This window comes from Gammaproteobacteria bacterium, from assembly GCA_015709615.1.
Classification (GTDB): domain Bacteria; phylum Pseudomonadota; class Gammaproteobacteria; order Burkholderiales; family Nitrosomonadaceae; genus Nitrosomonas.
Genome location: CP054179.1, coordinates 179,811 through 192,788, shown reverse-complemented (window position 1 = coordinate 192,788; position 12,978 = coordinate 179,811). Strand labels below are relative to the sequence as shown.

15 protein-coding genes and 2 pseudogenes are annotated in these 12,978 nt (G+C 46.9%); 4 read left to right on the top strand and 13 right to left on the bottom strand.

Annotated features, from left to right (window positions below; genetic code table 11):
* Nucleotides 1–15: 15 nt before the first annotated feature.
* The 12 genes and pseudogenes from HRU77_00980 to HRU77_00925 all read right to left on the bottom strand — a co-directional run bounded on the left by HRU77_00980 (nucleotide 16) and on the right by HRU77_00925 (nucleotide 6,602).
* Nucleotides 16–237, bottom strand: coding sequence for a type II toxin-antitoxin system HicA family toxin (locus HRU77_00980; protein ID QOJ19391.1), 222 nt, complete (start codon nucleotides 235–237; stop codon nucleotides 16–18).
* The gene (locus tag HRU77_00975; GenBank protein ID QOJ19390.1) at nucleotides 230–436 is read right to left on the bottom strand and encodes a type II toxin-antitoxin system HicB family antitoxin; all 207 of its coding nucleotides are present in this window, start codon (nucleotides 434–436) and stop codon (nucleotides 230–232) included. The genes HRU77_00980 and HRU77_00975 overlap by 8 nt, the downstream gene beginning before the upstream one ends.
* A 56-nt stretch (nucleotides 437–492) precedes the next feature.
* A complete protein-coding gene (locus tag HRU77_00970; protein QOJ22015.1) occupies nucleotides 493–1,020 on the bottom strand; it encodes a DUF2726 domain-containing protein in 528 nt (175 codons plus the stop codon).
* A 589-nt stretch (nucleotides 1,021–1,609) separates the two neighbouring features.
* The gene (locus tag HRU77_00965; GenBank protein ID QOJ19389.1) at nucleotides 1,610–2,482 is read right to left on the bottom strand and encodes a zonular occludens toxin; all 873 of its coding nucleotides are present in this window, start codon (nucleotides 2,480–2,482) and stop codon (nucleotides 1,610–1,612) included.
* A gap of 8 nt (nucleotides 2,483–2,490) precedes the next feature.
* Complete coding sequence (locus HRU77_00960) at nucleotides 2,491–2,802, bottom strand: DUF5455 family protein (GenBank protein ID QOJ19388.1); 312 nt, start codon at nucleotides 2,800–2,802, stop codon at nucleotides 2,491–2,493.
* 84 nt (nucleotides 2,803–2,886) lie between these two features.
* Nucleotides 2,887–3,159 (bottom strand): hypothetical protein, encoded by a 273-nt coding sequence (locus tag HRU77_00955; protein ID QOJ19387.1) that lies wholly within the window; start codon nucleotides 3,157–3,159, stop codon nucleotides 2,887–2,889.
* Nucleotides 3,125–4,165, bottom strand: coding sequence for a hypothetical protein (locus tag HRU77_00950; protein QOJ19386.1), 1,041 nt, complete (start codon nucleotides 4,163–4,165; stop codon nucleotides 3,125–3,127). Before HRU77_00950 ends, HRU77_00955 begins: the two co-directional genes overlap by 35 nt.
* Nucleotides 4,166–4,312: 147 nt before the next feature.
* Entirely contained in the window at nucleotides 4,313–4,567 is a 255-nt protein-coding gene (locus HRU77_00945; GenBank protein ID QOJ19385.1) for a hypothetical protein, read from the bottom strand.
* A gap of 121 nt (nucleotides 4,568–4,688) precedes the next feature.
* Entirely contained in the window at nucleotides 4,689–5,045 is a 357-nt protein-coding gene (locus HRU77_00940; protein ID QOJ19384.1) for a hypothetical protein, read from the bottom strand.
* A 5-nt stretch (nucleotides 5,046–5,050) separates the two neighbouring features.
* On the bottom strand, nucleotides 5,051–5,356 hold the full coding sequence (locus tag HRU77_00935; GenBank protein QOJ19383.1) for a hypothetical protein: 306 nt from the start codon (nucleotides 5,354–5,356) through the stop codon (nucleotides 5,051–5,053).
* A 93-nt stretch (nucleotides 5,357–5,449) separates the two neighbouring features.
* Nucleotides 5,450–5,788, bottom strand: a pseudogene (locus HRU77_00930) (DNA replication protein).
* Nucleotides 5,789–5,800: 12 nt separating this feature from the next.
* Nucleotides 5,801–6,602, bottom strand: a pseudogene (locus HRU77_00925) (transposase family protein).
* A gap of 172 nt (nucleotides 6,603–6,774) precedes the next feature.
* On the opposite strand from HRU77_00925, the gene HRU77_00920 reads away from it, so the two are divergent.
* The 4 genes from HRU77_00920 to HRU77_00905 all read left to right on the top strand — a co-directional run bounded on the left by HRU77_00920 (nucleotide 6,775) and on the right by HRU77_00905 (nucleotide 10,420).
* Nucleotides 6,775–7,452 (top strand): IS1595 family transposase, encoded by a 678-nt coding sequence (locus HRU77_00920; protein QOJ19382.1) that lies wholly within the window; start codon nucleotides 6,775–6,777, stop codon nucleotides 7,450–7,452.
* 96 nt (nucleotides 7,453–7,548) lie between these two features.
* Nucleotides 7,549–8,421: a hypothetical protein gene (locus HRU77_00915; protein QOJ19381.1), complete on the top strand. Its 873-nt coding sequence runs from the start codon at nucleotides 7,549–7,551 to the stop codon at nucleotides 8,419–8,421.
* 169 nt (nucleotides 8,422–8,590) lie between these two features.
* Nucleotides 8,591–8,980 (top strand): response regulator, encoded by a 390-nt coding sequence (locus HRU77_00910; protein QOJ19380.1) that lies wholly within the window; start codon nucleotides 8,591–8,593, stop codon nucleotides 8,978–8,980.
* A gap of 15 nt (nucleotides 8,981–8,995) precedes the next feature.
* Nucleotides 8,996–10,420, top strand: coding sequence for a HAMP domain-containing histidine kinase (locus HRU77_00905; GenBank protein QOJ19379.1), 1,425 nt, complete (start codon nucleotides 8,996–8,998; stop codon nucleotides 10,418–10,420).
* A 75-nt stretch (nucleotides 10,421–10,495) separates the two neighbouring features.
* Here HRU77_00905 and HRU77_00900 read toward each other — a convergent pair whose 3' ends face one another.
* Entirely contained in the window at nucleotides 10,496–12,874 is a 2,379-nt protein-coding gene (locus tag HRU77_00900; GenBank protein ID QOJ19378.1) for a DNA internalization-related competence protein ComEC/Rec2, read from the bottom strand.
* Nucleotides 12,875–12,978: the final 104 nt, after the last annotated feature.

Here is a 12,978-nt window from a genome sequence, read left to right as displayed (position 1 = left end):
TACAGTGTGATAAAGTTAATTACGCAATGCTGCAGTAAATTCAGAAATTGAAACTCCAGCTTGTTTGAGTATCCCTGCTAAAGTTCCAGTTTTTAATTCGCTATGATTAGGCACAACACAGCCGGATGATTCTTTTCGCAAAACGATGTGACTACCGCGCTGGCGCACTACCGAGAAACCGAGTTTTTCAAGCGCTCGGACTGCTTCCATTCCCGAAATAACGGGCAGCTTAGGCATGTTCGGGGACTTGGAAGGTCGTTAGTAGTGAACGCGTTGTGATGGTTGTCGGGAATTCTTCAAGGTAAAGTTCGGTTGCTTCAGCAAGATTGGCCAGGGCTTCTTCAACGGTTTCACCCTGGGTGGTCGTGCCGGTTTCGGGATTGAACGCTACATAACCGCCTTCGGGTGCGGGTGTCAGTACTGCGGATAGTTCCATGATTTTGTCCCCTTTCGGTTTTTTTCAGGATTATACCTCACAAGCAGCATTCGGAATTAAGCAGGAGAATTCAAGGAATTTATTACTTTTTCCCGTACTGTCTGAATGTGGTAGTTCTTGCGGCAAGGGAAGCGGAGCAGTTTCAGGCCGGCAGTTCTGCAGGCTTCCTGGACAAAAATATCTCGACTGCGTGATTTGCTCAATTCGTGACTTCTGTCGTCTAATTCAATAACAGCAACTACAGCAAGCGTTTCTTTGTCGCAAAGGACATAATCAAAATGCTTGGATGAGATTTTGAAAAATGCAGATTTCCAGTTTCTCCGGCTCAGTGTGTGGTCGGGGGTTAATATGTCAGCAATGCGCACCTTTGCAAAGATTTCATACTGATCAGATAAAGATTGCTTTAGCACATGGAAAAAACACTGTTCAGCGTCAGAAAATAATGTTCCCAAGGATTTATATTTAAAATCAACAAGCCTGCCAAGTGATATAAGTGTAAGTTTCAGAAGCAGCATTAAAAATGCCAACGTTACAGAGCCAATAACAAGATATGGAATTAAGGGTTGATTTAGTAATGCATTCATTGAATTGGTTAATGATTCTGCAAAAATTGCCTGAACGTTAATCATATCTAAACACCAGAAATAATAATTATTGATAGTTTAGCGGCGGGCAAGCAAAAATATAAACCAGTTCAGCAATAAGGAATAGGAGGGGAAAAATTTATGAGGTGGTAAGGTTCGGGACAGCATTCCGGGCTTCGCCCTACATGTCCCTCGCGCCGGTCGGCGGCGCGACCCTTGGGCTCGCAGTGCCTTGAACTGCTTTATTCGGGACAGCAATTAGAATTTTGTTGCTGCACAGGCGGACATTTGACGGAACCATAAGAGCAAAAAACGCAGCAATCGCCCGGTTTTGGTTTAAGCAGAGCTCCGCAGCGATAGCAGTCGTAGTAAAACTGACAGGAATTCGTGGGCATCACCGCAGTCTCCATAAAACCACAAAATGGACATGTGATGATTGATTCAAGGGTTATACCTTCCATAACTGCGCACTGAATAAACGATATAGAAAAATTACACTATCAGACTAAGCCGCGGCAACGAAGTAAGAAATAGGCAGATGGTTTATTTTTAACTAAGCCTATTGCTTATATTTTCTCCGATTAGTAAGTCAACGATCTAAAGCCCCGCAAGCCTCAAATCTCTGAATAAACTCAATGCGTCTTTCGGGTGGCAATTTCATGATTTTCTGAACCAGCGGGTGCTTAGGTTTTGATAGCAGCCGTTGTGGTTGCTGGTTGATCTTTTTCGGCGGATTAATGAGTTTTCCGACGACCGAACGAGCGCCCTCCCCGTACCATTGGTGCAGTTGCTTGGATGAAAGCATGACGTAGGGCGCGGAATCGTCGGTGAAGATTTGCCGGGTGTCGTAGCAGGTGAATAGGCTCGGGTATAGAATGACGTGGCCGGTGTAGTACCAGCGGTTGACGACCGGCGCATGATTGCTTTTGCCGTACTTGACGGAAGCGACGTGCAGCTTCATGAACTTGCCGGAGAATCCGGCGATTTGCAGCAGTGAACCGATAAACGGGATTTTCACCCGATCCAGGCGCTTGCACACAACCAGATGCTCAACCACGGCATTCCTGATCTGTTTGTCGAGCATATCGATATGCTGCACCAGCAGGAACACGTCCCAGCCGAGCTTTCGGGTGTGCAGAAAGAATTTGATGATTTCCTTCCTGTCCTTGTCGTTCCAGTCTCGGGTATTCATGGACGCGCCCAGTTCATCGAGGACGAGCGCGCCGAAGGTGGATTCATCCGGCGAATCGCTGCCCTTCCCCATCGCCCACAGTTCTTTTGAACTCGGGAAGTCACTAAGTCTAACCGGCATGATGTCGCTATTGTCCGGCCACAGGTTTTGCGGGTTGATGTTCATATTGGTGGCGATGCGCTTTTTGGCCGCGCCATAGTCGCGCATGAGTCCGACCGTGATGAGGGATTTACCGCTTCCCAAGTCTCCGGTAACTGCATAAACAGCCATTTTTGACCTCAGAATAAAGTGTACTGAATAATCTTGTGATTCCAGTCATAGACCCATTTGGCGATGACGGCGGAAGCATAAGCGCCCAAGCATGGCGTAGTGTTCGGCGGCAGCATGGCGAAGGCCAATTCACCGCCCGGCGGCAAACTGGCTTGAATGCCGACTAGTAAGCCTGTGAACAATGCGACAAGTCCGGCTGTCAAGGCGGTCATAGCAGTGACGACCGCAGCCACTTGCGCAAATTTCTTGGTGAGGAAGAGCGCGAAAACGCTCATGAACCAGCTAAAAATCCCGGTAAACAGCGTAACAAAGATAGGCATTTAATCTCCCTATGTTGTTTTAGGTTGGAAAAACACGTTAAAAATAGCGATGGCCGTCAGCACATAGAACACATAGCCGAGAATCTAGTGAATCAGCGGGATATGCGGACAGGGATCGAGTACCAGGCCTTTTTGCGCATCGATGACCAACGGCGAGCATGAACCGGCGTTGACTTGCCACGGCCAAGCCATACCGGAACCAACACCGCCCGAGCGGCTCAGGATTGAATTATTGGCGGAATCGAATGCAGCGGTGACATTGTTGGTTGCGGTTTGTCCCAAGGGATCGAGCGCGGCAATTGCGGTTTGCACGCCGCGTTCGTCAATCAGAACGTTGCAAGGCTCTTGACCGGGCATGCTGCGCGGGTTGCGGTGTTTGTTGAGTCACTTCGGTGGTGGATTTTGTGATGGTGCCGACAACGTTACCGGTATTGTCGTAGTAAGTCGTCGTCGCTTCTTCCTTGACGTTGATCTGATTCGGTTTGTCCGTTGTTGCGGCATCTTCAATGACAAGCTCGGTCAGGGTTCTTTTAGTGCCGGTTTGGGTTCCGGATGAATTGAATTGCGGATCATAAACGTCGCTGACCAATTGACGCATTGGGGAATTGGTCATGGCTGGAAGATTAATCGGTACTTGCTCGTTTTTGGATACCAATTCATCGACAAACCTTGAATCATTTAACTTCGATTCCGCAAGCGCCCAATCGGAATCTTGCGTTGGCGAACCGGTTGAAGTAACTGAAACTGGTGTTCCACGAGACAACGTAATTAAGGATTGCGGGCCGTTGTTTATCGCACGTTTAAAAGTATAGGTTTTGCCGTCAGGGCCTAATTTATCGTCGGTACATTGCACATTAGCATCGGCACAGGCATAACCAAGGGTGTGATCGTTGCGGCAAACGGAGAGTGTGAGAACGGTTGAGCCGTAGCATGTCCATTGCGTGTTGCCGTCCGGCAGGTCCGGCGTCATTGTGAGCCACTGACCGGCTTGATTGCAGATGTTGGTCAGATCGCAGGCCGATATGGCCATACCGGCGGGACCAAGCCGTTTAGCCATTGTTGTTACGGCGGCACCGATTTTAGGAATGTACGGTGTTGCTTGCCGGACGAAAGCGACTTCCTGAGCGCCGCGCGTGGTATTGACGGGGAATTTGTATTGCAGGCTCATCGCCTTTTTAGGTGAAATCTGTGTGACGTTTTTACCTTCGACAAGGTAATAATTGCCGCTGGATGCTTTGACTATGCCGGAGTTGTTGTAGTCGAAAACGTTGGCAAAGGCGGAAGCTGAAAACCAGCTACTGATGCAGACAAGAGCGGATGCAAGGATCTTGCAGCCAGCGTGAAAAGTCGTCGATTCCTTCATGTTTTTGGTGATATTTCTGATTTAAGTTCATGCAGCTTGATAATGAAATGGCGATCAGCAGAATCCAGATGTCGATATTTCTCATGGTGGTGTGTTTTCAGTTTAAAAAGGGAGTTGTCGCGATCAACTCCCGTTCCTCAGACGAGACTAGGCGCGGATTCCACCACGTTGCAGAGCGGCGCGAACCAGGCCAATGATTGCCAGAGCGGCAAACACGGCGCCGATTACCGGCCAGACCAAGCCCATCATGGAAGTGAAGTCACCTTGGATGGTGGTAAAGGTGGTGGCTACTGCGGGATCGAGCGCAGCGTGAGCCGATACGCCGAACATTAAAGAGAACAGAGCCAGAACCATAAACAGCACTTGTTTAGCCCATTTAAATATGAAAGTTAAAGACAACATAGTAAAAACTCCTATTCATGTTTTAATCCGCGAACTAAAGAGACAAACGCACCGAGAAACAAGCCGCTTGCCATGCCGATTCCATACGCGGACATTATGAAACCGGCTATTTCCGGGATCGTCATGCTGACCCCGTCAATTTGTAGCCATGCCCAAATCCAAGGAGAAGGGAGAAAGTGAGCATGGCGGGAAAGAGAAAATCTTGAACCGCGTAAGCGGAGAATGAAGAAGTCGAGCAGCTAGCGAAGCTCAGGTACAGATCGGCATAGGTAACGTGGTTGTGGTCAATCAAGGTGTAAACCACATCGGAACCGGTCAATGTCGAGGTGAACAAACTGTAATTAATACCATTGCTCATTTGCGGCCAATCCGCCTGAAAGGCGGTATAGGCCGCGTCAGCCGAATAAAAGCAGGTTCCCTTGTATGCCACTGCTGCCAGCGACATACTCGGGGTTGATGCGAGAAGCAGGATTAACAAGGCTTTCACTGTTGTTTAGGTGTAGCAGCAGCGGACGCGATTGGTTTAATCGAGTTCACAATGTTTTTCGACACTGTTCCCGATGTAACGCGCATGAACTCGACTTCGCAGATCAGCGGGAATTCGTTGTGCATCAACGCTTGCGCTTTGCTGGCATCGCCTAGCGGGTATTTCTGGGTTGCGGTGCCTTTCGATCTGCCGGTTTGGAAATTCAAGTGCTCTTCAATGAAAACCGCACCGGAATCGATAGGCTTGCCGTCGATGGTATCTTTGAAGAAGGTAACGCCTGTTACTTTGACTTTTTCTAACATGGTTGAAACTCCTAAACACCGCCTGTTAACGCCATGTGCCCAAGCCGGCAGATATAGAACTTGGAGCGTAAATCAAAAGGTTAAACGCGAAACTTAAGCATATTTCTTGATATACCAATCGGGAGCGGTGAGCGCGGCCAGTTCGATAGTTTTTACTTTAATAGGCATCGTTTGAACGTTGTTTGGTATGGAAATATCGATGCCGTAGGCGAGTAAGGCTTTTCTGTGAATATAGAACTGTGATTTTTTTAGTTCTATTGGAAAACCGTAGCGCCATGAAACATAGGTAGCTCTTAAATGCTTGGGGAGGTCGTTAAAATTCTCATACTGGACTTTTCCAAGTCTTTGCAATTGGGTTCTGTTCATATAAACCTCTATTAGTAATGAGTCGGTGATTGCGCCCAGGTAAGCCAGGCTGTTCTGTAGTAGAAAGTGTAAGAAATCTCAGGGTTGTTTACAGAGAGGTTGATTGAAATAAGCGAAGAGTATTTCATAAGGGGTGGCATTATTCAAACTCTTATGAGGCTTAACGGTATTGTAGAAGTTAATGAAACGGACAAGTTGAATACGTCGGTCAGCAGTGTCTTTAAAACAGAATTTGTTGTGCCACATGTCCATCAGGGTACGGATGACCCGCTCAGCTTTGCCGTTGGTTTGCGGACGATTGACACGAGTAAACTTCTGACCGATACCGTGTTGCCTGCAAGCTTTGACAAAAGCATGACCGTCAGTTCCTTTAAATTCCGTGCCGTTATCGGAATAAGTGCAATCGATTTGATAAGGACATTGGGCAACAGTAGCGATGAGAAAGCAAGCGGCGCTGTATTGAGTTTTATCGGGGAAGATATCGGCATACAATTCCCTGGAGAAATCATCGATGGCCACAAACAGGTACTCGCGAGGTTCATTGGCAGACTGTCCTTTCAATAATGGAAGCCGCTTGCTATCTAGGTGAACGAGCTCGCCCGGATAAGATTTGTTATAGCGCTTCGCTTCACGCTTGAGACGCTCCTGGATGGTTTGCTCTACGTTTGAGGCCATACTGCAGTGTTTTGAAGCGCTGATTGGTACTGCTACGCGGAGTAAATTCCTGGAGTCTGGCTCGTTTCAGTACGTCATAAATCGTTGGCCGGCTGACGTGAAAGTATTCTGCCAGCTGAACTACCTTCCACAGCCGGGTTTGATACAGCCGCCAGATTTCCTGACGATCCAATAATGTTAAACGAGTGCGTTTGTGTATGTTCATCTACAGTATTCTCCTGAATACTGTAAACAACGCTAGAAATTCTTACAGCCGTTACTTACGATAAGGTTATTGACGATTTTACTGGCAAGCTTTCTTTTATACCGCGTATACAAACTAATAAAAATGGGTCTTAGGAAGTTAAGCACTTACTAAAGTGTGCTAACTTTCTGAGATGAATGCTAAAAACAGATACTATTTTCGTTCTCGAATCAGAGAAGCAAAATTCAGGCAACTTATTCGATGTTTTTCGATGGATTTTACTGCTACTGACACAGCCCAATTGACCGGCATTTCTATCCGATCCGTCAATACCATTTATCTTAAAATACGACAGCGAATTGCCCAGAATTGCGAACTTGAATCCCCTCTGCAAGGTTCTGTAGAAGTTGATGAGTCTTACTTTGGTGCCCAGCGAGTCAGGGGTAAAAGGGGGCGGGGCGCTTATGGCAAAACAATAGTCTTTGGTGTGCTTAAACGCCAAGGAAAAGTTTATACAGAGATTGTTCCAGATTGCTCTAAAGCGACATTGCAAGCCATTATCCGTGGGCATGTAGCGCCCGATACCGTAATCCATTCCGATGGATGGCGTGGTTATGACGGATTGGTCGATATCGGCTTTGATAAGCACTTCAGGGTTCACCATGGTGACAATGAGTTTGCCAGTGGCGAGCGGCATATTAATGGTATCGAGTCTTTCTGGAGTTTTGCTAAAAGACGTTTGGCCAAGTTCAATGGTGTGCCCGAACATACTTTCTACCTGCACTTGAAAGAAACCGAATTTCGTTTTAATCATCGCCGTGATAATCTCTATCATGAAATTCTTAAATTGTTACGTTTAAACCCGCTTTAACTTCCTAAGACCCTAAAAATTAACCAGGAAGAAATCCGGGAAGAATTTCTTCCATCACAAACCGCTGAGGTTTATAAAAATCACTCCGAAAATAAAATGGCGGAAAAAGAGCCTTGGAAATCACAACTATCTATCTTATCAATTGATAATTGGAAAATAGATGATTCTGCATTTGAAGCAATCTGGCGCAACTATCGAGAGAAAGCAAAATTAGGATTTTCCATATTCAGAATACTATTCATATTTTTTCTTTTTATTTCTTTTATCATTCTTATTCAAATGTTCGGTGATCAGGCGAATCTCATACCGCCAGCACCATTTCGCGGGGAATTTAATCTAGATTGGATTGGAAGGATTGCTTTTGCTGTGACTGTAGCATACCTCGCATTGATTCTTTATATCGCCGATCACGTACATTTGAGCAGCCATTTTATTAAGCTACTCGCCAATCAACCCGCTATCATCTGGCCGGTCGAATTGACAAAAATTTATAAAAATAAGTACGGCTTACCGGAAAATATCGTTCAATACAAAATCCTGCTTGATTTTATTCACCGGCACACGGCAATCCATAACAAATTTATTTTTTATCCGTTTATTTGTTTGTTTTTAATCATCATTTCTCGCAATCATTATTTTGACAATTGGCTGATCACACCTTATATGGTACTAATCTATCTTTTCTTTGCCTTGGTAACGCTAATGAGCGCGCTCAGACTCAGAGCGGCGGCTATGTATGCAAAAAAAGAAATACTTAAACGGTTGAATACAAATTCCGCGCAATCGCCGATTTATGAATGGCGATATAGAAAAAACGATAACATCGTAAAACTAAAATCGTTAACCGTCGAAATTGAAAATTTCAAGGAGGGAATATTTAAGCCGTTACTTCACCATCCGATGATATTGTCTTTACTCATGCCATTTAGCAGTGTCGGCGGAGTTTATCTGATCGAATATCTCTTATAATTTTGCAGTCATATTACACAATAGCTTTTGACGCTTGACCGTTGGTTGATATTCACATATTTTTCACATTTGCTAAGATATGATCAGGTCAAAATATCCCCGGTGATAAAACGGTTTATCTAAAAAAACCCGTTTCCCGGGCTCACATTACGAAGTAAGGAGAATTAAAATGGTACTACGAATTGCACATGTTGACGATGACGCGGATATCCGCGAGGCGGTTGGACGAATTCTGTGTAAAAACGGCTATGAAGTTGACAGTTATCTGTCGATGCAGGAATTTATCGATTCCTTGGAAGATGAAAACAAGCGCCCTGATCTGGCGATCCTGGATGTCATGGTCGAATCGATGGATTCCGGCCTAACCACCTATGCAAAAATCCACAAGCGTTTTCCGCAAATACAAACCATCTTCCTGACCTCGCTGGGCGATATGATCAGGCCTTATTTCGAGGATGGATCGCATGAATGGGTTTGCATCATGGAAAAACCCGTCGAACCGATCAGCTTACTCGCAACCATTAACGACCGTTTAAAACATACGGGAGCCGCGGCATAATCGGGTTCTGCAAGAATGGCGACTACAGAATTTTCCTGGGATAAGCCAAATAATCAGAATATTCTACTTGAGATAAAAGGAGACAAGCTCAAACTCAGTGACGATGTTTTAATCAGCAATATTCGCTGGTTTATCACTTTCCGCTGGGCGCTGATTGTCACACTGGTTTTTTTCGAAATCTTGATGCTGTCCGCATCGGATGTTCTGGCACAATTTGGTATCAGCGAGCAACAAAAATGGCCTGTTGCGGTAATTATTGTATTAGTGATTGCCAATATCGCTTACATCTTCGCATTAGATCGTTGCAAACCCGGCAAATATAATTCACCCACCATTAATTTGTGGATACAGATCATAGTGGATCTGATCTGCTTGTCCGTTGTTGTGCATTATATCGGCAGCACCACCACGCCGATTTCCTTTTTCTATGTATTGCATATCGCACTGGCTTGCATTTTTTTCTCTACCCGTGAAAGTCTGTATGTAACAATATTAGTCTGTTTGATGGACACGGTTGTAATCGTTCTCGATAATTTTCTAGTTACCCAAGCACCGCTTTCAACGTTGATCAACAATCACTTTCTGTCTGAGAGCTCGCGCCGGGATGGCGCAATGCTGTGGATGTTTTTTCTCGACATTTTGTTTTTTATCGTCTGGTATGTCGTCTCGAGGCTTTCCCTGATTGTTCGTGCACATGAACGTCATCTTCTGGATGCATACAAACAAATCAACCAGGCACAAGTGGAAAAAGATCAATACGCCGTGTTGATGACGCATCAGCTTAAATCGCCCCTCGATGCTATCCGTAGCAAGATTAATCTGATCAAGGGAGGCTATTGCGGCGATGCTTCGGACGGTGTTAACGAAGCGCTGGACAAGATCGATAGCCGGGCCCAAAGCATGTCGAGTTTGATCCTCGATTTGCTCAGACTCGAGCGATTGAAAGATACCTGCCTGAATACCGCAGTTTTTGAGTCTGTTGATATTCAGACCACATTGCAGAAGTGTATTGAGAAATTAACCCCGGTTGCCAATGCCAAACACATCGTATTCAATCTATCGATTGATAATTTTTTCTGTAAAGTCATTCCTGATCAACTCGATATACTGCTGGAAAATATTATTACCAATGCCATCACTTATTCGCATAACAATGCATCGGTTGAAATTGCATCCACTGTTAGCCGGCGTGATCACAGCGCCACCATAACCGTCACCGATCATGGCATCGGCATAGAGAACAAAGACTTACCCAACATATTCAATGAATATTTTTACTCACCTCGGGCGGCGCTGCATAACAAGGCGACCAGCGGGATCGGTTTGTCGATCGTAAAAATTGCCGCGGAGAATAATAAACTGAAAATCAAAGTGACCAGTGAACCCGGCACGGGCACTTCTTTCATCATCATTTTTAGCAATATCGAATTAGCCGATTAATGTTGACCAAGTTTTCAATCCAAACTTTCAACCAAACCCCAGCAGGGTGATGCTTTTTGAGTCGAATTGCTGGATTCAGCTCTGATGCCAATAGCGCCGGTAGATTCTCCGCCAACTTTCAACCGACCAGCCATTTTGCGCAAAACGCAGCAAAATTGCACCGTCTCTGTCGCTGCGCAGTAAATTGCTGTTCGCATTGAGGTAGCGAGCCATTACAGCTGCATGTGGATGATCATAGCGGTTTAAATAACCGACCGTAAAAATAGTCAACGCCGGGTTCACTTGATTTACAAAATCAGCCGTCGATGAAGACAGGCTGCCATGATGCGGCGCAATCAGAACGGTCGCCGCAAGCTTATCGCTGGCGCGGCTAAGCAATGCTTGTTCATTTTTACTTTCGATATCCGCCGGTATCAAAATACTGCCATTAGCCGATGAAATCTTTAATACACAGCTGTTTGCATTCATCCGGCGCTGTGGATTTGCATAATCCTGCGTCAGTGGATGCAGGATTTCAAAATGTATCCCATCCCAGTACCAGGAATGCCCGGCGTGGCATTGCGCTGAACGAGTTGCAGCGCGCGCTATGGGATGATCATCTTGCAAAGACGACAGCAGCAGATCAACCGGCATCTCGGCCATTACCGACAATGCGCCGCCGCTATGATCATTATCCGCGTGTGACACAATCAGTACATCCAATTGCTGTATACCTTCGCCGCGCAAGTAAGGCACGATAACGCGCTTACCGCTGTCGCTATCGCCAAACCCGGGTCCGGTATCAAACACCATCGCATGATGTTCGGTGCGCGCCACGACTGCCAATCCCTGGCCGACATCCAGTACCGTCAACCATAATTCACCGGTTTTAGGCTGTGGCGGCAATACCCAAAACAGCGGCAATACTGCAATAACCCCCAGCCAACGGGCCGGAAAGCCGGCAAAGAATCCTCTCCCCAAGCTTCCCGGCAGTAACGTCCAAAGAATTCCAATTGCGGCCGCGAGGATCGTCCATAGCGGCGGTGCATGCTGCTGCCATACGGCTTGCGGGAAATCGCTCAACGCACGAAGAATCGCCATCAGGAAGCTTAATAGCGCATGCGCCCATGGCAAAACAAAATCAAATACGGGTATCGCGGCCAGCAGTGTGAGCGGCACAACCGCGAGGCTGATCAGAGGAATGGCAATGGCATTGGCAAGCGGCGACAGCACCGGCACTTGCTGGAAAAAGATTAGCAATAATGGAATTAACCCCAGTGTAATTGCCCACTGAACCCGCACCCAACCAGTAAGCCAATGGCTTGCACCAATCCTCCCCACCGTAATCAGCATGATGAGGGCTATGGCACCGAATGACAGCCAAAATCCGGGCGCATTGACGGCCCACGGATCGAGTAAAACCACCCAAAATAACGCCCACGCAAGCACCATTGTTGCCGAGGTACGCTGCCCCCGCCATAATGCAACCGCCACCACGGCGAGCATGTAGAGAGTTCGTTGTGCCGGGATGGCAAAACCGGACAACACCGCATAGGCAAAAGCCGCCAGCAATCCTGCTGCAGTAGCGGCCCGGTACGCCGGTAAACGTAACGTCCAATAAGCACTCCACCGCCATAACCAAAAAACCAGCGCAAAAACCATGCTGGAGATCATCGTGATATGCAGACCGGAAATCGCCATCAGATGATTGGTCCCGGTGCGCGTGAATACTTGCCACTGATCGCGCGGAATCGCATGCTGTTCGCCGATCACCAGAGCTTGCAAAATACCAGTGTAGGCTTGGCCGGATAAGTTTGCGGCAAAACGATGTCGGATTTCTTCGCGCGCATTTTCGATCCAATGCGCCGGCGCCGGAACCCATGCCTGCAAAAGCCGGTTTTCAGCGGAAGGACGCACATAGCCGGTTGCGCGAATATTACGCTCCAATGCCCATGCTTCGTAATCGAAACCATGCGGATTCATGCTGCCGTGCGGTTGTTTAAGTCGAATCGTGATGTACCAGCGCTCCCCTGCACGAAGCGCCGGTACAGCCGCGCCAGCCGTTTCCGCCGGTCGTGCTTTAAACCAAGATAATGCCAAATGCCGGGGAACCACTGCACCTTTAGTGAGCACCCGTTCCACATCAAAGCGGAAGCGGATACCGCGATCGTTTTCCGGCTGCACACTCGTCACAACGCCGGTAATCTGAATATCCTTACGCTCCCAATCGTGCGGCAAAGCATCGGACAAGCGCCACTGAGCAAATGCAGCAGCCCAAAAGAAACCGATTCCGAAGCAAAGCAACCCTACTAAAATTTTATTCAGCACAACAAACTGCTTTGTTGCATAACGCCGCATCAACCCGATGACGATAGCGGTTAAGATTAAAATCCAAACCCATTCCGCTTGCGGTAGCTGCGCTTGTTGCTGTAACAAGCCGACACCGGAAACAAATGCCAGTATATTGAACCGCACTAATAAATCCGCCTAATTTTCAAGGAAACCAATCGGCGCTCCAACCTTACCATGCAAAATGGAAAAAGCTTTCGATGCCCTTCCCGTGCTATTTATTTGTAGGA